The organism is Bradyrhizobium sp. IC3123, assembly GCF_020193625.1.
In the GTDB taxonomy this organism is placed as follows: Bacteria; Pseudomonadota; Alphaproteobacteria; order Rhizobiales; family Xanthobacteraceae; genus Bradyrhizobium; species Bradyrhizobium yuanmingense.
On sequence record NZ_JADYVF010000021.1, the window covers coordinates 39,105 to 59,098 of the forward strand.

Annotated in this window: 15 protein-coding genes and 4 pseudogenes; 8 read left to right on the forward strand and 11 right to left on the reverse strand. The window is 58.9% G+C overall.

Annotated features, from left to right (window positions below; genetic code table 11):
* Nucleotides 1-783 precede the first annotated feature (783 nt).
* On the forward strand, nt 784-1,536 hold the full coding sequence (locus tag I6F20_RS35145) for a DUF4011 domain-containing protein (RefSeq protein ID WP_225130630.1): 753 nt from the start codon (nt 784-786) through the stop codon (nt 1,534-1,536).
* Between the two features lie 252 nt (nt 1,537-1,788).
* Here I6F20_RS35145 and I6F20_RS35150 read toward each other — a convergent pair whose 3' ends face one another.
* Nucleotides 1,789-2,994 carry a hypothetical protein gene (locus I6F20_RS35150; protein WP_225130632.1) on the reverse strand — a complete coding sequence of 402 codons (1,206 nt, stop codon included), beginning with the start codon at nt 2,992-2,994 and terminating at the stop codon, nt 1,789-1,791.
* 176 nt (nt 2,995-3,170) lie between these two features.
* Nucleotides 3,171-3,458 (reverse strand): hypothetical protein, encoded by a 288-nt coding sequence (locus I6F20_RS35155; RefSeq protein ID WP_225130634.1) that lies wholly within the window; start codon nt 3,456-3,458, stop codon nt 3,171-3,173.
* Nucleotides 3,459-3,656: 198 nt separating this feature from the next.
* On the opposite strand from I6F20_RS35155, the gene I6F20_RS35160 reads away from it, so the two are divergent.
* The 3 genes and pseudogenes from I6F20_RS35160 to I6F20_RS35170 all read left to right on the forward strand — a co-directional run bounded on the left by I6F20_RS35160 (nt 3,657) and on the right by I6F20_RS35170 (nt 4,951).
* Nucleotides 3,657-4,001: a radical SAM family protein gene (locus I6F20_RS35160; protein ID WP_225130636.1), complete on the forward strand. Its 345-nt coding sequence runs from the start codon at nt 3,657-3,659 to the stop codon at nt 3,999-4,001.
* 239 nt (nt 4,002-4,240) lie between these two features.
* Nucleotides 4,241-4,390: pseudogene (locus I6F20_RS35165) on the forward strand (DUF3606 domain-containing protein); the annotation flags it as partial.
* A 27-nt stretch (nt 4,391-4,417) separates the two neighbouring features.
* A complete protein-coding gene (locus I6F20_RS35170) occupies nt 4,418-4,951 on the forward strand; it encodes an SOS response-associated peptidase family protein (RefSeq protein WP_345944135.1) in 534 nt (177 codons plus the stop codon).
* A 179-nt stretch (nt 4,952-5,130) separates the two neighbouring features.
* Here the strand turns inward: I6F20_RS35170 and I6F20_RS35175 are convergent, their stop codons facing one another.
* Nucleotides 5,131-7,290, reverse strand: a complete 2,160-nt coding sequence (locus tag I6F20_RS35175; RefSeq protein WP_225130638.1) for an exonuclease domain-containing protein — start codon at nt 7,288-7,290, stop codon at nt 5,131-5,133.
* A 310-nt stretch (nt 7,291-7,600) separates the two neighbouring features.
* Between I6F20_RS35175 and I6F20_RS35180 the strand changes: the two are divergent.
* Together I6F20_RS35180 and I6F20_RS35185 are read left to right on the forward strand one after the other, a co-directional pair.
* Nucleotides 7,601-7,861 (forward strand): annotated as a pseudogene (locus I6F20_RS35180) (hypothetical protein); the annotation flags it as partial.
* Nucleotides 7,862-8,046: 185 nt separating this feature from the next.
* Nucleotides 8,047-9,453 (forward strand): AlbA family DNA-binding domain-containing protein, encoded by a 1,407-nt coding sequence (locus I6F20_RS35185; RefSeq protein WP_225130641.1) that lies wholly within the window; start codon nt 8,047-8,049, stop codon nt 9,451-9,453.
* Here the strand turns inward: I6F20_RS35185 and I6F20_RS35190 are convergent.
* The 4 genes and pseudogenes from I6F20_RS35190 to ligD all read right to left on the reverse strand — a co-directional run.
* Nucleotides 9,450-9,817, reverse strand: a pseudogene (locus I6F20_RS35190) (non-homologous end joining protein Ku); the annotation flags it as partial. The gene I6F20_RS35185 and the pseudogene I6F20_RS35190 overlap by 4 nt on opposite strands.
* An 85-nt stretch (nt 9,818-9,902) precedes the next feature.
* Nucleotides 9,903-10,070: a hypothetical protein gene (locus I6F20_RS35195; RefSeq protein WP_225130731.1), complete on the reverse strand. Its 168-nt coding sequence runs from the start codon at nt 10,068-10,070 to the stop codon at nt 9,903-9,905.
* The gene (locus I6F20_RS35200; RefSeq protein WP_225130643.1) at nt 10,070-10,216 is read right to left on the reverse strand and encodes a hypothetical protein; all 147 of its coding nucleotides are present in this window, start codon (nt 10,214-10,216) and stop codon (nt 10,070-10,072) included. Before I6F20_RS35200 ends, I6F20_RS35195 begins: the two co-directional genes overlap by 1 nt.
* 186 nt (nt 10,217-10,402) lie before the next feature.
* Nucleotides 10,403-11,341: a non-homologous end-joining DNA ligase gene (gene ligD / locus I6F20_RS35205; RefSeq protein ID WP_225130645.1), complete on the reverse strand. Its 939-nt coding sequence runs from the start codon at nt 11,339-11,341 to the stop codon at nt 10,403-10,405.
* A 523-nt stretch (nt 11,342-11,864) separates the two neighbouring features.
* On the opposite strand from ligD, the pseudogene I6F20_RS35210 reads away from it, so the two are divergent.
* Nucleotides 11,865-12,092: pseudogene (locus I6F20_RS35210) on the forward strand (DNA polymerase/3'-5' exonuclease PolX); the annotation flags it as partial.
* A 915-nt stretch (nt 12,093-13,007) separates the two neighbouring features.
* Nucleotides 13,008-13,895, forward strand: coding sequence for a LysR family transcriptional regulator (locus I6F20_RS35215; protein ID WP_225130647.1), 888 nt, complete (start codon nt 13,008-13,010; stop codon nt 13,893-13,895).
* A 208-nt stretch (nt 13,896-14,103) separates the two neighbouring features.
* On the opposite strand, the gene I6F20_RS35220 is transcribed toward I6F20_RS35215, so the two are convergent.
* The 4 genes from I6F20_RS35220 to I6F20_RS35235 form a co-directional block, all read right to left on the reverse strand.
* Complete coding sequence (locus I6F20_RS35220) at nt 14,104-15,072, reverse strand: CobW family GTP-binding protein (RefSeq protein ID WP_225130649.1); 969 nt, start codon at nt 15,070-15,072, stop codon at nt 14,104-14,106.
* A 9-nt stretch (nt 15,073-15,081) separates the two neighbouring features.
* Entirely contained in the window at nt 15,082-16,728 is a 1,647-nt protein-coding gene (locus I6F20_RS35225) for an amidohydrolase (protein WP_225130651.1), read from the reverse strand.
* 250 nt (nt 16,729-16,978) lie between these two features.
* Nucleotides 16,979-18,634: an amidohydrolase gene (locus tag I6F20_RS35230; protein ID WP_225130653.1), complete on the reverse strand. Its 1,656-nt coding sequence runs from the start codon at nt 18,632-18,634 to the stop codon at nt 16,979-16,981.
* A 28-nt stretch (nt 18,635-18,662) separates the two neighbouring features.
* The gene (locus I6F20_RS35235) at nt 18,663-19,679 is read right to left on the reverse strand and encodes a CobW family GTP-binding protein (RefSeq protein ID WP_225130663.1); all 1,017 of its coding nucleotides are present in this window, start codon (nt 19,677-19,679) and stop codon (nt 18,663-18,665) included.
* Nucleotides 19,680-19,994: the final 315 nt, after the last annotated feature.

The window sequence follows — 19,994 nt, forward strand, 5'->3', positions numbered from 1 at the left end:
GTCGACAAAAATGGAAACCACCTTGTTCGACTGCACCAGCAAGGGCGCCCTCGTTAGCTGCTCAAGCCGCGGCATAAGTGGGTTTTGTACTGCAAGAACAGGCGGAAAAAGCGAGGATATGCGAAAAGGTCGTATAGATGCGATCTGGTCCACCGGTCGGACACTGCATTGCGATCTCCGGGACTCGCTTCCACAGCTGCGAAGATTGCGGGATTCGCTTTCGCCACCGTCCTCTCAGCCAGAGCGAATCCCTATTGGCCACCGTTTCGTGATGGTCTTTAGCTTGGTGTAGAATCCCACTCTCTCCGCCACCGATTTTCAGTAGCGAAAAAGTCCTTCAAAATCAGGTGCTTCCCGAGCCGCCGAACTTTTTGCGGTGGAGCACTACGGTGGAGCACCGTGATCCCCTTAAGTATGCCATCCGGGGGGGTAATCCAGCCAGCAGAAATTACCCCCGCTAGTCGAAGCTCGGAATAACGCTGCTCTTCTTATCCCGCCTCGCGATGGGCGTTACAACACCGACTAAGAAACCTAAGACCGGCAATTCAGAGATGTCGGCGGCGCAAAAAACGGATAGGCCGACATAGAGAGATCTGCTGGGGATGTTGTAGACCTTATGATGTGCACGAAGCGGTTGTCCGTAGAGGATTCTTCTTGGTAATGGTCGACTTTTCGGGGGGAAATTCGTTGACCGTTCTCGACGAGCCGAACGAGGAGCTCCGGTTGGCTGGGGTGTACGATCGCCTCAGGCTGAAGCTTCTGGATCTGTCCAAAAAGAACTGAATGCTGAATTACAGCCTCGGTGCGAGATCCAAGCGACATCTTCAGATCGTCGACGAGGTGATGGAGGAGGTCTACAGGAAGCTCGCCGGCGAAGATGCCTCCTTGAGAATCGACCCTCTGGAAGAGCCCGAAGATATTCCGCCGGAGGAGAAGACGGAGGAGTTCATCGCCGCGCTCGAGCATGCGAAAGTCTCGAACCTGGAGTATCTGACGAAGCTTCAGGCTCTGGAAAGCTCCGGGCGCGATGACGAGTTCTCCTTGGGAAAGCTCGAGCGCGAGCTTCGCGATCACATCCGCGACGAATTCGAATTGCCGCCTCGGCCCAAGAAGGCCGAAATCAACCGTGCAGAACACGCCCGCCGGTCGAACATCGATCCGAATCCGGAGCTCGGACGCGTCAAGTCGAAGCCATCGCATAGCGACGCCGCCCTACAGACCTTGAAATTTCCGGACGAACTCGAGCGCGTGCTGGAGAAGATCGCCGCTGATGCACGATTATCGGAACAGGAAATGGAACTTTCGACCCTGTTCCTGTCGTTCGGCTTTTTGGATGGTACGAATCCGACAACTGCGACAAGAAGGCGTTCGCGCTTTGCTTCTGTTGCCCGTCGCACTCGACGTGAAGAAGGCGTACGGCCGAAATTCTTTCCATTTGTCGGCCACCGAATCTTCCGCCGAGTCAAATCTCAGTTTGCAGAAGCTTCTGGAGACGGAGTTCCACCGGAAATTGCCGTCCTTCGAAGGCAGCGATGACGAAGGATTGGCCTCTATCGAAGCATATTTCGACCTGGTCCAGGAGGCCATCAAGGATCTCGGACGATGGCAGATACGCCGATGGCTCGTCCCGGGTCATTTCGCCTTCGGTCGGTTCGCAGTATACGCCGACCTGAATCCTGCGAACTGGCAAGTCGATCCTGCTGCGCATCCCCTCGTCGGATCGATCCTGCAGGGGGCAGAAAAGGGCTTCGAAGGCGACGGCGCTCTCATCCCGAGTGAACCTACCGACTATCTGATCGACGATCCGCATATAGAAGCGGCGGCGCCTTTCCTGATCCACGATGCGGACGCTTCGCAGCACAGCGCCGTCATCGATGCGATGAAGGGCCGCAACCTCGTCATCCAAGGCCCGCCGGGCACCGTTAAATCGCAGACGATAGCGAACATCGTGGCTATACTGAGCGATGCGAAGGTCGGACCCCACATTCCGTCCCATGACGAAGAAAACCCGCCTGCCTTGCTGCACTCGTCGGCAGAATCCTGCAGGAGATCTTTCAGGAAAGCCGCAAAGAGTTGCGGACTTTGACCTGCATTTTTAGATGCTTGCACGATAGCAAGGTCCAAATTCGCGCGAAAATCGGCGAAGCGATGATCGTCAGCCCGGATTTTTGATAGTAGCTCCCAGTCGACACCGCTGGCATCGAGCAGTTGGAACGTAGTGATCGCGCGGGCTACTTCAATGCCCATGCTCTTTCCCTTGTCCGCCGTTTGAGCCAAACCCTTTTCGATACGCTCAAAAACATGAGGCGCGGTAGTGATCGGCCAAGCGCCGGTTGTCGCGACCCAGGCTAAGGCAAGCGCAACTTCATCGGATAGGAACCGGATTCCGAAGTTTATGCTGTCCTCCGGAGCCCCCGGGTTGGCATCTCGAACAAGCTTGGCCCAAAATTCCGTATCTTCGCTAGACACGTTCTTCAGCTCTTCGCGAGCGTGCGCCTGCAAGATAGGGTGCAATCCTCCGAAGCCATGTGGCACGACAGCGAAGGCGCCAGCGCGGACTAGAGGGGCTATCTCAGCCAGTCTCATCAAGCCGGCGCGAAAGCCGGTCCGGGCTTCTTCGAGCGAGAAAGAACCAATCAGCTGTCCAGTCTCTACGGACGGGTGCACCGCAGCGGCAAGTAGATCGGGAACGGCGATTGAACTGAAACAAAGTGCCGCTCGCTTATATGAGGCACTGGACATCAGGAGCGGACCTTCCTCGCCAAACTGGTCCGCGCCAGACGGCAAGTAGAGTGGCTTGTCCGCAATCGCCCTCGCCGCGATACCGTCACTCTCCAGCCAATCGTACCAAGCAGGAGCGAATCTGGCGAGGAAATCGCTCAGTTGGTCGTCTGGAGCTCCAGAAAGTTTTTCAGCTTCATCAACGTCGAAGTGGCAGCCAATTAGGTCCTCGACTGCCTGTAGAGAACCCCAATTTCGCTCCTGCCCCGCCATGCCGTCGTCCTTTCCACTGGGAGATGTATGATGTCAGGATCACTCGTCTACCGCAATCTGCGGCGAACGCGCGAACTGCGTCCAACCGCGATCAAGAAGTCCACGCGCATTCGCGGGGCGGGCCTGCTTCGACAGTGGTCCCGATCCAATCGTCTGCCCGCCTGGCCTCGCGGGCTTCAACGCTGACGTCGAGAAAATTCAGCCCTGCCTTCGGGAGTGGGAGGGAGCCCGGCCTCGATGAGCCATTTCCGGATATGACCTGGGACGTACCCCTTGGATTCCAAGATATGTTGCTCGTCTCGGTCGCGTCGCGCGAAGTACTCCTCGACGGTGAAATTCTTGATCAGGAACCTCCTGAATCCCGCCGCGTTCGATCGCACGTACTTGAACCTGGCCACGAAGCGTCCCTCGTACTCGAGATACATGCCATCCCAGGTGAACTTGGATTTGTCGAATGCCGTCATGTCACTCCCGAAGCGAACTTTCGTGCGTATCTGCGCGCTTAGAGCTTGCCGCGAAAGCGCTCGGCGGCCCATTCGCACCATTGGTGTGGATCGGCAGAGGAACGAAGAAGTGGTCGACGACGCAGGGCGGAAGTCCGTCGCGAAAGGCGATCCTCTCTTCTTGCGTCTCGATGACGCCATTGCAATGGATCGATGCCCATGAAGGAAAATAGCTTGCGCCATTCCTCTAACCGACAGATCAGCCGTATGCGGAGAGATCGCCGTAAAGACCGGCTTTACGTATCCTTGCATGGCCCCGATGACGCAACGCGTCGGCAGGTAATCCCGATTGCTCGCTATTACCCGCTCAACGAGCTACTAGCTGAAATGACCCGCTACGCGGAACAGGAGTTCGGCAAAGTTCATGTGAGTTATCTGCTTCTGCCTGGTGTCAACGACACGCAACAGCATCGGGATCAGCTCAGCGCCGTAATTCGCGGGCGACCACTGTTCAAATCCTTCTGTGGCTCCGATCTATCGCGAGTTCGGCGTGAAATGGGATGAAGGCGTCGTTGCTTGGGACGGTCTGCGGCTCGACGGATGGGCTTCCAGCAAGGGCATCCCAGCGGCCATCGACCGTTTTTCGCGGACTTGACGTATTCCTTCCGCGATATCCTCGACAGTGAAGCAGACGGGTATCCGCTCACTTTTCTGCGGCCGCTTCGTCGTTCTTTGGACCGCTCCGGAACCGCGCGAACCCCTTCAACGTTGCTCCACCATTGGATTGGTAAAGGGAGCAGCCGATGGCCGCAGCGAAGAAGAGGACCGGGCGTGGACGCAAACAGGATCGGGCCCGCGTGGCCAAGGGACAGGCTTACGAAGTGCGATAAGAAGCAAAGAAGACCGGCCGCTCGGCCTCGGCGGTGAAGAAGGCGGTCAAGAAGGTCGGCAACATCTTCCCCGACTATCCGGCTCCGATCGTGCGCAATGGTGCGGATGGACGCGACCAAGAAGCGCGCCGAAAAGCTGCAGGCCAAGGGAAAGATCGTCGACTTCAAGGAATTGAGCCGGATTCCGGGACCACCAACATCCGCAACGTCGGCAGCGCGCACTGGAAGCGTTGGCTGGGTACGGAGCACCGCTGCCTGGTCCCCTTCACCTCGTTCAGCGAGTACGATACCATCGACGGCAAAAGGACGCCGGTCTGGTTCGCTCCGGACGAAAGCCGGCCGCTGCTCGCATTCGCCGGTCTGTGGACGAACTGGACCAGCGTCCAGAAGGCCAAGGAGGGCGAGGTCACAGCCGACATCTACGCGTTCCTGACGACCGAACCGAACGAGGAAGTGAAGCGCGTGCATCCGAAGGCGATGCCGGTGATCCTGACGACGACGGAGGAGTGCGAGGTCTGGATGCGGGCGCCGTGGGAGGAAGCAAAGGCGCTGCAGCGCCCGCTGCCCGACGGTGCGTTGAAGATCGTGGCGACCGGCCAGAAGGAGGATATCGCGCCGCCGTAGCGTCCTGCGCAGGTCGGTCTCCTCGACCAACGTCCGAAATCATCGACCGCAATGAGGATTTGCGCCGAGTGCGCTCGGCGGCATCGGATCCGGCTCTCGTGCGGCGACGTCGAATGCGCGTCGCGAGCTTGCAGGTGGACAGCCGGATCCGCAGCAGAAATTCGGAAGCCGCGCCTCCGCTAGGCAGCCACTGCGTCCGGCGCCTCTTCCTCTTCGCGCTTTCGGTTGATCAGATTGAGCAGGTGAACGGAGGCCCGCGCGTCGCAGAGCGCCCTATGATGATTGTCGAGCTCGATCCCGTAGATTTCACACAAGCTTCCGAGTCCGTAGGACTTGAGGCCCGGAAAGCGGCGGCGCATCCCGGTGCACGTGCACAGCTTCGGGAAGCGGAAACGCCGCTCCAGTCGCTCGAATTCGTAGGCGATGAAGCCGTAGTCGAAGTTCACGTTGTGGGCCACGAAGATTCCGTCGCCCATGAAGTTCATGAAGCTGTCGGCCAACTCGACGAACAGCGGAGCGCCGCGCACCATCTCGTTCGTGATACCGGTCAGTTGAACGATCTTGGCCGGGATGGGGCGCTGCGGATTGACCAGGCTGTGCCACTCGTCCACGACCTGGTGATTGCGGACCTTGACCGCGCCGATCTCGGTGATGCGGTCCCCGCTCGACCAAGCGCCGGTGGTCTCGATGTCCACCACTACGTAGTCCTGCTCGGGATCGAAGCGATAATCGACGCGCCCGATCTCGGCGACGATGCCGGCCGCACCAAGTTGGCGGAGACGGGTCAGCTGATTGCGGCGGATGGCGTCGCCTTCCGTCTTGATCTCCATGAACGAGACGTTGCCGCCGCGCACCACCAAGAGGTCGGGAAAACCATCCCTCATGCCGCGGAAGTCCTCGCACATCGCGCCGACGATCTTCGCGACGCCGGCGGGATCGGCACCATCGAGCAGCGCGCGAAGCGCCTCGACCTGGACGTGGTCCCAGGCGAAGATGCCGTTCGCTCGTCCCCAGCGCTGCGCAACGGTGCGCAGCAGCGACGGTAGCGCCCGTCGCGAGCCGATGGCTTCGAGCTTCTCGTCGATCGACGGCGCGAACAACCGACGGAAGCTGCGGTCCTTCAGGCACTGCGGCAGCCAGTCGAAGCCGCTGGGAAGCTGCGAGCGCTCGAAGAGCTCGTCCCAGAACAGAAGACCGAACAACGAGTGCCAGAGCCCGTTCTCGGCGTGGAAGACCTTGGCGCCCTCGCGCCGCAGGACGCCGGCGACGCCCGCTTCGGGGTTGCCGCGGTGCGTGTCGTCGACAGTGATGACGCGCCCGGCCCGCAGCAGTTCGGTGTGCAGGCCCGTGCGCCGGCCGCCGAACTTGCGCGCGTAGAAATCCGTGGCGAAGAGGTGTTCGCCATCGCTCGCGGGATCGTCGATCATCCGCTGCAGAAGCTCTTCGGCTTCGGCGCGTTCGCCTTGGCCGTAAAGCAGGCGCGCCAGACGCTCGTTGCATTCGGGCGACGAACCTGCGCGATAGAGCTGGCGGGTGAGGTCCTTTTCGCCGGCCTTCTCGAAGAATAGTCCCGTCTGATGCGCCGCCCGGCTGCGGAGCTCGGCGGCGTATTCGCCGCCGCAAGTCGGGCCGGCAAGAACGTCGATCGCGGCCCGGCGATGGACGGACTCGGACTTCGCATCCAACCGATCGAGGATCTGGCTGTAGTGGAACGATGCCAAAGCCTCGTCGCCGTCCGTGAAGCGCGCGCTGAACGCAGTTTCCTGGTTGGTCCGGAGGATCCCGAGGTAGCGCAAAGCAAAGTTCTTGAGGTCCACCTCGGTCTTGCCGAAGTAGAGATAGAGCAGAAACTCGATCGGCCTCGTGCCGTCGAGAGCGATGAATTTGTGGGCGCCGCAATGCTGCGCGGCCACGGAGTAGGGTATCCGCTCGAGATAGTAGTCGATGAATTTCGGCTTCGACCAAGACTTGCGCACGTCTCCGCGCCCGGCCGCTTGCGCGCCGGTCATCAGGACCTCCTTCGGCAAGCAGGCGATGAACGCCGCGTAGTCGGCTTCCCCGAGCGCGCGAGCGTGGCCGGCCGCCATCAGCTCCGCGGCGGCCTGATCGACGTCCTTTATCTCAGGATAGCTGAACAGCGACCGGTCGAAGATCGCGCCACGGCGGTTGACCATCCCGACCAACAGGCACTGGGCATCTTTGGAATGACCTCCGAAGCGTGCGACGAAGGCAAGATGCTCGGCGGCGAGTATCGGACCGTAGGTCTTCTGGACGAACGCCAGCATCTCAACGAAATGGTCGAGGTAATAGTAGACGGGCAATACCGGGAGCTTGGCCACGCGGACCTTCAGGCATCGGGATTCGGTTGTTCTACTTTTGTTCGAAGACATCAACGAAAGTCAATACCCCTTCTCCCACTCCCCGACGGATTGGGAGCCGGGATTTCGCACGAGGAGGCGCAGATGGATGGCGTCAAAATTCTTCGGAGGCCAACGTCTCGTTTGTCTGCTCAAGTGTGGGCACGCGTCGACCGCGCAGGTCGGAACAGGTGGACAACCGGAGCTCTCCCGATTTCGAATCCCTGTCCCGTGTTATCCGCCGGGAACGCGCCGGCGGTCATGAGGATTCGTCCCGGCAGGAGCGATCTCGATGCTGATGACGAAGGAAAGACCGCGGGCGATCCGGACGTTGAGAGGCTGGGCGATGGGCGTCCTGCAGGAAGCCGGCGCCATCAACGAATGCGAGGAGCATGGCTGGGTCAAAGACCGCGCCGATCCGCACGCGCGCGAACGGGCCTTCGTAGTGGCCACGCAGGATCCGCCAACCGGGGTCTCTGCGGACGATGCCGTTGAGGAGATTCGTGACGTCCTGGATTCGATCGGCGACACGTGTCCCGAGTGCCCGCCAGATTCGGCGCTTAGCGTCGGCCCCGCCTTCCAGCCGGACATGTGCGCCCTTGCGCCGCCCCGACATCCTCCGATAGCAACAACGGTCGAACGTAATTTGCGAGTGCGGCACCGCCTCAAGGCCGTGCTGCACGGCGACCGGGGCGGGGGAACGACGTCATCCATTACCAATTCAACAAGCCCGACCGGTTGATCAGCTCCGGACGCATTACGCAGATCAAGAAGGGGGTGTACGGGGCTTCCGTCGAGGAGGCCGTTCCGGAAGAACTCGAGGTCTTCCTGTCGGCCCGACAAGATGCGGAGATCAAGCCGCTCCCTGCGCCGTCTCCGGTCGCTATGCGCATCCTCCGCTCAATGTTCGTCCGCGAAACCGGTACGTGGCGGCTGGCCGGCGGCGAGACCGACCGTACCGAATGCAAGGCGGGCTTCCGGCTGCGACCGGAGGATCGCTTCTCGAAGGCTCTCCGCGCAATCGCAGGGCTGGCCAACAACAAGGGGGGCTACCTACTGTTCGGTGTGGCGGATGCCACCTTCGTAGCGGAGGGACTTGCGGACGACGCCTTCACGAAATCGGGCATCTCGCTCGTCAACAGGATCCTCGCGGGCGCCCTCGATCTCGTCCCGCACGTCACGAAGGGCCTCATCGAGCTCGGCGGAAAGCAGGTGGGCGCGCTGTACGTGGAAAAGCACGATCATGGCCCCGTCATCGCCATCAAGAACGTCGGTCAGGACGTCAAAGAGGGAGGAATCTATTTCCGGTACGTCGGAGAGACCCGCCTGATCAAACCCGGAGAGCTCAGGCAGATCATCGCCGCGCGCGAACAGCGGGCGGTCGCGGAGTTCAGCGCCCGCATGAATCGCGTCGCGGTCGGCAAGGAGGCGACGATTGATCTCGACTCCGGCGAGTTCGCCGGCACCAGCGGCAAATTTCTCATCGACAAGTCCCTGCTCCCGAGCATCCAGTTCGTCCGCGAAGGCGAATTCAACGAAATGAAAGGCGCGCCGGCGTTGAGACTGATCGGCGACGTCGAGCCGATTTCGGAAGTCGAACGGGAGAGAACGAGAATCATCCGCGAAAACGTGACGCCCGACGCGGTGGTCCGCAATTTCCTGCGGAACGAGAAGGTCGCAGAGCCGATGCAGTATATCCTCTTCAAAGCCCACGCCCAGCGCAAGTGGTTTCCGGTGTGGTTCTACATCGACCAGACGCAGTCGACGGCCGAGCAGATCGCCGAGGATCTGCGAAAGCAGGTCGCGACCTACCCGTCGTCGCGGGACGCGCTCGTCGACAGGCTCGCGGGCAAGGACGCGGCTTTCCGACAATCCAGCGGGAAGGCCGAAGCCCTGCGTACCAAACTGGTCCGAGGCGAGATCACCGCGCCGACCGACGTCGACGAGGACGTCGTCTTTGCCGGAGCGGTCCAAGCTCTGCCCGCTACGACGAACACGAAGGATCTGGAGGAGATCCGGAAGATCCTGATCGACTGCCTGGACCGGGCTCAGGAATCGGACCCGCGGAGCAGCAATCGTCGGGGAGCCATCTACCGGGCCGCATGCCGGGTCGATGAGTTGCTCTACATGAAGGAGCAGACCTAGGCCGATTTCCGCCGTGCCCCCGCCGGCGCGCGCTTCGCGACTGCCTCCTTGGCCGGTTTCTTGCCGGGGATCGGCATCAGCATCTCCTTCTGACCCGCGGCGGCCTTCTTCGACTTCTTGGCTGGCTTCTGCGGAGCCTTGCCCTGGGCCGCAGCGCCGCCGACGCGCCGCCGCAGCGCCTCCATTAGGTCCACGACGTTCTCGCCCTTCGGCCGGTCCTCGGAACGATCGGTTTGCCAGCCCGCTTCTGGTTGATGAGTTCGACCAGCGCCGTTTCGTACTGGTCTTCGAACTTGTCCGGCTCGAAGCTGCCCGACTTCTGTTCGACGATGTGCCGGGCGAGATCGAGCATGTCCTTGGTGATCATTGAGGCTTCCATTCGACCATCTGGTCGTTGAGCCCGTCGTGCATGCGACACGGCATTTCGGGATCGAAGGTGTCCATCGGGTTCATGCGGTATGTCCGGGATCGACATCCTTCGGCGTCTTCTTCTCCCGCTGAGGCGCCATCCTCGCGGGGCTTTCTATTCCGGGGACACCGCGCGGGCCCAGCTCTTCGCGCTGGATATCGTCTTCCGAACGCTCGGGCTCCACGCCATTCATCGGCTTGTCGGGCATCATTCCATCCTGGCCTTGTACTTCAGGTCGCGGATTCGTGTTTCAGCCTCCTCCTTCGAGGTCACGATCTCCGATTCATCAGGTGCTCTCGCTATCGCGCTGAGCCTCTTCAGCTCGGCGAGCTGTTCCGCGGTGGGCTTTTCCATTTTCGATTCCTCGACGGCCTGCATTCGTCATCGGGCACGCCCAGCAGCCGATCGATGGTTTGCTCGCAATCTCCGGGGGCCAGGCTCGATATGGCGAGCCAGGACGCCTGAGCCTCCGCCACCGCCCTCGGCACCCGCTCCTCCGGATCCATGACCGGTACTCCACGTACTCGGAGGCAAACGCAGCTATGAACGGTGCGTTCCTTTGCTCAGACCCTTGAACGAGCTGGCGCGAAGCAGGCCTTCGGAGGTGATGTCCCGATATTCGATGTCGGCGTAGAACTTGGGTTCGACCCAGGTGGCCTTTGGCTTTCTGATGGTCTTCGTCAGCTTCTGCTTCGGGCTTACCACGGTATCGAGCGCCTTCCGGATCTGCGCTGACGTGGTCCGGCTCCATCCCGTGCCGACCTTGCCCATGTAGACCAAGTCCTTGCCTTCCTTCTTGCCCAAATAGAGGGCGGCCACGCCGGAGGGGTCCTTGATGAAGCCGACCACAGGGAATTTGCCCTTCTGAACGACCTTGATCTTCTGCCAGGCCTCCACCCGCTCCGACCGATAGGGCGCGTCCACGCGCTTGGAAACGATGCCTTCGTAATTCAACTTGCCGGCGGCCGAGAAGAGCGCCTGCCCATCTCCTTCGTGATGCTCGCTGTAAAGGATGGGCTCATTGAGCTTATGCTCCTCCATCAACTGCTTGAGCAGCCTCTTCCGCTCGATCTGCGGCTCCTTGCGCAGATCTCTGCCGTCCTGCCACAGCAGATCGAAGGCGAAGTAGATCAGCCGGTCCTGGTCGCCTCTGCCTAGATCTGCCTGCAGCTCGGAGAAGTTCGTGCGCTCGTCGTGAATGACCACGACCTCGCCGTCTACGATCGCCTGTCCTTCGATGTCGAAGGCGCCGGCTATCCTCGAAAACTTGCTGATCCAGTTGTGGCCGTTGCGCGTGTAGGCACGGCGATCCTCCCCGTCGATGCGGAGCTGAATACGGTAGCCATCGTATTTGATTTCGTGAATCCACCTAGAGCCCGAAGGTGCCTTCAGCTTTAGGGCCGCAAGCTGGAGAAAGATGAACCCCGGCATCCGAGAGGCTTGCGGCTCTCTGGCCGGCTTCTTGGTACGCTTCGCCACGCTACACAACTCATAAAAAACCCACCGCCGGGTTTGGGCCGACGGCGGGCGGTCTACCTACCTTACTCAACGAGTCCTCCAACTTCGGAGGCTGTGACGTGTTCCGAAGCGCACCAAGGCCATCGCGTTGCCCCGAGAACCGGTCCAAACGCCGCGCACAGGTTCCTATTTGAGCCCGCGGACCTCCCCCCACCGAGTTCGACCGAACCATAGGCTCGAGCCGGCGTTTACCGACATCATGTCAGACGCATTCGACTACTTCCGGGCCTATGCCGTACGAGCTCTCTGCAGGGCCCGGTCTATGCCGCAGGGCAAGATGAAGCATCTGCAGCTCGTGGCCGGGCGAATATACAATCTCCTCAAGAAAGAGGCCGCTTACGGCCCGAACACGCAGCATCTGGAGGACTTCCGCGCAGCGCAGAAACTCGAGAGATCCCTCGATTGTCCGCCGGGCGATGGCCCGGCCGCTCAAAGTCATTTTGCTAAATCGAGATCGTCGAGCGCGGGTCGGGAGGCTCGTTGAGTGGCTTCTCTCGACAGTCCCACGGTAGCGAGCCTCCTGCGAGAATACGCGCAGCGCGGCGGCAATCCCTACCGGGCAAAAGCCTATTCACGGGCCGCGGACAGCCTGGCCGCCCTTGCGATGCCTCTTCATGTGCTCATCGCCGAAGAGCGGCTCACGGAGATCCCCGGCGTCGGCGATGCGATCGCCGACATCATCACCAAGCTGCACAAGACCTCCTTGACGCCACGGGCGACGATCCGCAGCGTGCCGTCCGGCAGTGGCCGCTGCCGTCCAGCGGGCTCAACCCGCTGGCGATCGGAAAGAGCACCGGGGGCCTTTCGAATTTGCCGGTGCGTGTCACGATGACGAGCTGACGTTGAAATCGAGCGAGGCTGTTGTCGCCGCCGAGTCCGTTGTCCTCGCCTTCGATCAGCGCCTTGTACATGCTCTTCATTGTCTTTCGAGCATCGATTGAAAGCTTGTCGAAACTGCAGTCTCGGGTCTCCCGCGTCCAGGTCACGTCCTTCCACCAGGAGATCGGATGCGTAAGCAGCAGCTCCCAACGGTGGCCGGTCATCGGGTCGGGCGGAGGCCAACCCATCCCCGGTTGGTTTGCGAGCTTCAGGAGCCATTGTCGACGACGTCGTCGGGCCAATTCGGGAAGTCCGACTTAATGTCCGGGAGCGAAACCATTCACGGCGCACCTTGTCTAAGGGCCGCGCGGCGGCCAAAGCGATTAGAAATCGTGACGGATGGCAGGCTCTCGCGGCTTCGCTGTCGATCCTGAGGTTGAACAATTCGGGATTCGTTTGCGGTCGAGAACGGTTTGCCGTGCTCGGCAGCGCTCGCTTCGGCGAGCGCTTCAATCCGATCTTTCAGAACTTAAGCGAAGCAACTAGAATTCACGTGCGGTGCAAGGGAGGGGTGTTCGCCGAGGCCGGAAACGCTCTTGAGCCTCCGCTGCCGCCGTACGGACGTCTTCAGCCGAAGCCAATCCAAGTGCTTCCGATTGTCCGCCGGTCGCGAGATTGTAAGCAACCGCAGTACGGCCACCTGCATTGAAAATCGCTCTAAACAGGGCTTGATCGAGGTTCGTATGCAGCGCATAAATTCGTGCAACGACGACCGAATTTGCCGCCCGTTGTGCAAAAATTATATTCGATGGATTGGGAACGCGTTCGCATGTTCTTGGAGGTCGCGCGAGCAGGGCAAATCCTGAAGGCATCGAAGACTCTTAGGTTAGATCATTCCACGGTAGCTCGACAACTTACCGCTCTTGAGCGAAGTTTGAACACTAAGCTGCTTGAACGACATACGTCTGGATGCACTCTAACTGCGGCAGGCGAGTCGTTGATGGTCGCGGCGGAGCGCGCGGAGAGCGAATTTATCAGAATGAGTTCGAGCATCAGCGGCGCGAATCAGGCTATCACAGGTACAGTGCGCGTCGGTGCACCTGACGGCCTTGGCAACTATTTCCTTGCAGAGCGCCTCGGTATGCTTGCTGCGAAACATTCAAGGCTCGTCATCCAACTGGTTCCGCTGCCACGAACATTCTCGCTATCGCGGCGAGAGGCCGACATAGCGATCACGTTGGATCGCCCCAAACAGGGCCGACTGATCCTGGCGAAGCTAACCGATTACACACTAAGTGTGTATGCGGCGGAGAAGTACCTTGCGCGAGAGGGCCCGATCACAAACCAGCACGAACTGGACGGCCGATTGTTCGTAACGCATGTTGAGGACATGGCCTACAGCCCCGCCTTAGACTATGCTTCTGTACTCGGTCGCCTTAAGTCACGTAAATACGAATGCGGCAGCGTGGTCGCGCAAATGGAGGCAATTCGCGCCGGGTATGGAGTCGGAATCCTTCACGACTATGCAGCGCAACGGTATCCGGAGTTGAAGCGCGTGCTGCCGGCAGTTCGATTCGTGCGCAATTATTGGATCACCTCTCACCCTGATACGCATGAGACACGCCGAGTTCAAGAGGTGCATCGATTTATCTCTAGATCCGTGAAGGCCGAGAGGGCCTCATTCGTATCGGAGTAAGATGGACAGACGCACAGACGGATGCATCGAATAGGCTAGACTTCATATTGCAGTCGAGAAGGGAGCGCAAACGTCGCTGACGAGTGCCTAGCGAGAAAGCCTGTCCAGCGCATGCGGAAAATGGTGCCAGGAATTCCGGTGCATCGGCTCCTGAAGATGGGCCCAGATCATAAGTACATCGTCATGAGCAAGGCTCTCGCACGACAATCTAGCCTATAACCGAGCTGGTCCAACAGGCGCGCTTGGAGAGAGACGTCTCAATTATTTCTTTTTGAAGAGTCGGATTGTCACCGCTGAGGACAAACACCAGCACAGTCTCAGGGTACGCGGCCAACGGATTGGCGGGGCTTAGCTGAACGTCACCGGCCGCGACTTGAACAAGGTACCTGTTGTTTGCTTCCTCGGACGTGACTATGACACCCTTGATTCGCTCTGTTATTTTTGCCAGCTGGCTCAAAGATTCGCGCATTCCCAACTGGTCGACCAAATCCTTCGTGCGCAGAACCATGGTGCTGAACGCGGTTCCGGAGAGCTCAGCGTCGCTCGCGGCAGGAAGAACTTTTGAGGGAAGGCGCGTCAGAATCGGTATGCCATCCCGCAAGTAGATTGCACTCGCATCGACTTGACTATGACGGGTGCGTACAACGACTGCCTCTTGGTTGAGTTCGCGTAAGATCGCTTCGACCTTGGACACCCGACTTGCGTGTACAAGATCTATTTTGTTAAGGATCAGCCGGTCGGCCGCTTCGATTTGCCGCTGGACCAGTTTGCCAACGAACCTGTCGTTCAAACGATCGACGAAACTTGAAGCGTCGATCACTGTAATCATGGCGCTGAGGCTCAACTCTCGCAGGCCTCGGCTGTAATATGAAATGCGGCGAGGGTCGCCAACTCCGCTGGCTTCGACCAGAATGCGCTTTAGTCGCGGACGAAATGCAGTCATCCAATCGAAGGCTTCTCCGAGTCGATCGGTGACGGAGCAGCAGACGCAACCATCTTGAATGCCGAGCGTCAGCCCAGCCTCGCTAATCACGTGTTGAGCATCGATGTTGATAGGCGCGAGGTCGTTTACGATAACGCCTGTCTCTTTGGAGCCCCACGCTTGTAAGAGGTGATTGACAAGGCTTGATTTGCCGGAGCCGAGATACCCGCCAATTATGATGACGTCCACACTCATTGACGCGCTCTAAAAGCTGTTCGGAAAGTACTTTCCTTCAAAAACGGTGCCGAGAACCTTGATTTCGCGGATGCGCTCCGGCGGCACTTCGAACGGATCACTATCCAGCACAGCGAAGTCCGCTTTTTTGCCCGAGCGGATACTACCGACTTCGCTATCCATTCCGAGTATATAGGCGGCGTCGATAGTGATGGCTTTCATCGCCTGCTCGACTGAAATGCGCTCGAGTTCTCCCATGACCTTACCCGTTTCAGACAGGCGGTTTACTGCAACCCAGGCGTTCACCAGTGGTGCTGCGGGCGCCATGCTGAAGTCTGAGTGCAAGGAGAAGCGAATATTGTTACGCGTCAAAGTGCCTAGCCGGGACATCTGCGATGCCCTCTCATAACCGAGTATGCGCTTATAAAAGCGGTCGCTGAGCTCATGAACGTAGTAGACGTTGACCGAAGCATTGGCGCCCAGCTCGGCCGCACGCTGAATTTGTTCCGGTGTGCTAACTCCCAGATGCTCGATGACGAGCTTGCGTCCAAATCGCGGCCGGCGAGCTTGGAGATGCTCGAGCGTGTCGAGGACGAGTTCTAGACCCAAGTCGGCGGAGGTATGAATATGAATGACGTTTCCGGCATCCCAATAGGCTTCGGCAGCCTGGCGTAGGATCTCGGGCGATGTGATCCAGTGGCCATCCTGGCCCTCGATCCGACCCGGCCAGTTAAGTTGCATCAGGTTGGAGAAGAATCCACCGTCAGCAAACAACTTGACCGATTTGCCGAAGTGTGCGCGCTCGGTTTTCGTTGCGCGCAGAGCTTCGAGATGAGCCATACGCGCAGGGATGTCGACGGAGTCCGCTCCGAAGGGAACTCCAACGGGAGTCATTTGCACTCTGAACGGCGTGTTTTCATCGAAGGCTTCCTGGCAAAGCTGCCATTCCAGCTCTTCGCCGCCGATTTTGCCAAAGGCCATGTCACCGATCGTGGTGTTGCCGCCCGCACGTATGACGTCTTTGAAGGAACGATATCCAGCCTTGATACGTTCGGGTTCGAGGAGATAGCTCCGTAAACGCGCCAGCACCATGGCCATGCCGCTCTCGTAGAACAGCTGTCGTTCGGCATCGACTTGGGGATGCCTTTCGGCATCCTCCCGCGTTATTCCGGCCCATGCCATCGCGGCGTCGTTGAGGTAAAGCGAGTGAAAGCCGCGGTGCCACACGACAATCGGCCGTCTATTGGAGATGCGTGACAGAAGTCCTCCGCTTACCGGGCCGTGCCACAACTCGTGATAGCCCCAACTTACGAGCGGTTCGCCCTCGGAGAGCTGGCTTTCGATCTCGGTCAGACGGTTGAGAAATTCGTTTTGTCCACGAACGGAGACGAGCGATCTCCCAGGCAATTTCCAATCCACGCCAGTGATCCAGTGCATGGGAAGGAGTATAGAAGCCAGAGCAGGATGCACATGTGGGTCTATGAAGCCGGGCATCAGGACGGCATCTCGAAACCTGTCGTCGATCTCAGGTGTTTGGCCTGGGAACCACGGCCGGATTGACTCTTCCGTACCAACTTCGAGGATGCGAGACCCTCGAACGACCACGGTGTCGGCGACCGGCAATGACGGGTTCATCGTCCGGATGGTCTTCGCCCTGTAGATGGTCGTCTTTTCCACCTTGGAATCCTTCCGAAGATCTGTTGGGAATGGCCAAGCCCGTGCCATGACAACGCCGAGTTAGAGCCGGTTCACTATGCGCGGTCACAAATGCGATCGCCAGCCAACGGCTGCTCAAGGTTCATTCTGCTCGTGATGGTAACGTGCACCCGGCACCACCATTCACGACGCATCGTTGCCGCTACTGCTTCGGTTAGCTGCTCGCTGTGAAGAAGGGTTGATGGCCGGCAGCTAGGAATGGTCGTCTGTGCTATGCAGCCTGTCGCCCACTCGGCGCTTCTTCGGCCGAGCACTCCCAAATTCTTTCTCCCTCGACGTACGTGCCGAGGACCTTGAGATCAAGCACGTGCTCTGGATCGACGGCGCGCGGGTTCTTGTCGAGGACTACAAAATCCGCATATTTGCCAACCTCAATGCTTCCGATCTCGTTGTGCTTTCTAAGATGGAAGGCCGCGTCAATTGTTATGGACCGCAAGGCCGAATCCATATCCATGATCTGATCTGGGCCAATAACGTTTCCTGCGCGGCTTCGGCGAGTGGTGGCAAGATGTAGACAAAGGAGCGCGTGCGGCCAGGTCATCGGTGGGTCGCAGTGGAGCGAACTCCGCATCCCCTTTCGGACGGCGCTCCCCGCTGGCACAAACTTTGCGGCCGCTTCCGGTCCAAGGAGCGCGTCGCGGAGTGCTTCGCCCCAGTAATAAAGGTAAGGTAAGAAGAAGCTACACACCACTCCGAGCGTGTTGCAGCGGTCAATTTGGTCTTCGCGCAACGTTCCGCAATGCTCGAGCCGGAACGGTCGCTTTGCTTCGGGAAACTCATTGAGTGCCGCCTCATATGCATCCAGAACCGCGTCGATAGTCCGATCGCCATGCGTATGAACGGACATTTGATGCCCGCGGGCGGCGTAAGCTCGTATGATACGGTTCAACTCTTCGGGCTTGTAGTTCATGTGACCGACGCTGTCGCGCGGTAGACCCATGCTCGTAAGGGTGATTTCGTTATTGAGGTATGGCTTTGTCAGCCACACGTTGCCCATAAGGACGGACCCATCACCCCACACCTTGATGCCGGCCATTGCAAACCGATCGTTTCCTCCCTCAAAGGAAATTGTCTCGATTCCTTCGGGAACTGCTCTCTGATAGCAAAAGACCCGAATGGGCATTTGCTCTCTTTCCAAAGTCTTCTTGTAGAAGAGGCTGGTCATGGGCGTCACGCCCATTTCGGAGCTGGTCGTATATCCAGACTTTGAGAACTTCCACAGCCAATCCCGTAAGGAGTCGACGCCCCGCTGCTCGCCGCAGAGAGCATAGAAACTCTCGATGACGTATTCGCGCGAGCGCTCCTCAAATTTCCAAGGTTCACCATTCTCATCGCAACGAACATTCCCGCCAGGAACAACGGGGGTTTCGCGTGTGATTTTAAGTGCCTTAAGGGCCGCCGAATTGAGGTAAATTCCGTGCATGTTTGACACCTGCACCGCGATCGGAATGTTCGGTGAGAGTTCGTCCAGGTCGGCCTTGCTAGGCTCTTTGGCGCCGACGTGGAGCTGGGGGTCAAGCCCCAGGAACCAGAGGAACTCACCATCTTTTGCTTTGCTAACTCTTCTTCTTATCTTAGCGAGAGCCGCCTCGTACGTGGGCGTGTGCACCGATCGAATATCGACCACGGGGTCGCCCCAACACAAAGCGCTAAGCAGGGGATGACCGTGTGCTTCGACGAAGCCGGGTAACATCGTGCGCCCATCGATATCGACTAGAGTTGTTTGCGAGCCACGGTGACGGCTTACGGCCTCCCAAGATCCAACGGCGAGTATTTTTCCCTTGGATATTGCCACGGCTTCAACCTGCATCTGGTCGCGATCCATCGTGACTATCGGACCGCCGTGAAAAATTGTGTCTGCGCCCATCTGTGCTCCTCCTGCCGGCTTTCCGGCGTCAAGCGCCGTTGGTCTGCCCTTCAAACATTTCCGTGAGTGTGTCGGTTGGTAGTTCGCCGCGCACGCCTATGAACACCAGCTCGCTTCTGCGATCGCCTGAAAAGGAAGGGCGGAGATCGATCGTCGAGCGCTTGCCGATTAGCTGGAAAATGCCGCTCTGATCGGCCAAATCCGAGAACCGAACGATACCTTTCGCGCGCAAGATTGACGCAGGAAGAGCCTTTACGATGTCAGCGAAGTTGGCTTGATTCCCGACATTGCCTGACCAGGACCAACTCTCAAACGTGCCGGAATGATTACGAATCCTTGAGGTGCCGGTGCAGGCGGTACAGCCTTCGTGACGGCAAGGGCTTTCAGCGCGGTCGCATCGAAAGGATGCCTTCCGATTAAGCCGGAGGGCCTCTGCGTCGCCGTCACCGAGCAGCATAAATGCCGGAAGGATGGCATTCTGCGTCTTTATGATTCTCATCGTCGGCAACGCACCGCGGAGTATCGTGATCACTTTGTCGGCGAACCGCGGCGCTATCAAATCGGTCTTGTTGAGTAATACATAATCCGCGACCGCAGCCTGATCGATAGCAAGCTCAGTATGTTCGAAGCTTAGGCTCGGGAAGTTTTCGGCATCAACAACGCAAATGGTGCGATCAATCCTCAGCCGGCGAGAAACCGCGGGTTGCATAAATGCATCCGCAATGGCCATCGGGTTCGATACGCCACTTGTCTCGAGCAAAACTCCGTCGAACCTCTGCTCCGAAGACGCGATAGACAGAATTGAGCTCAAGAGGTCATCTTTGATGCTGCAGCACACACATCCATTGGTAAGAGAAATGATGGTGTCGTCCTGCGATGCGATAAGCTTCACATCGATGCTGAGCGCGGCAAAATCATTGACGAGGACAGCCAGCTTCAGCCGAGTGTGCTGTAGGATGTTGTTCAGAAGCGTCGTCTTTCCGGCACCCAGAAAGCCGGACACAATCGTAACCGGTAATCGTTGCTCCCGGGCGAAATGCAGCATCGTCGGCGAATCCTCGGTGATTACAGCAACGGTCAGGCGCGTCCGTCGCCTGCCACACCGCCCCAGGTACGAAGTGCGTTTTCGAGCCTTTGAAAATCGAAACGACGAAGCAGTTATTCCGATAAATCAACGGAAAAATTCTGTCAACATGAAATTTTACGCAAGAATTTCACGTGTGTGCTTGGCTGTTTCGGTCCGCACGGGACTTGCGTTTGCGAGACGTGGGAATGGCGTTCGGGTGTACTTCGCCAGCAGCGCAGCCGGCTGAGGACCTATCAATGCACGCAGGCGGAATGCGCCCAGACAAATTGGCAG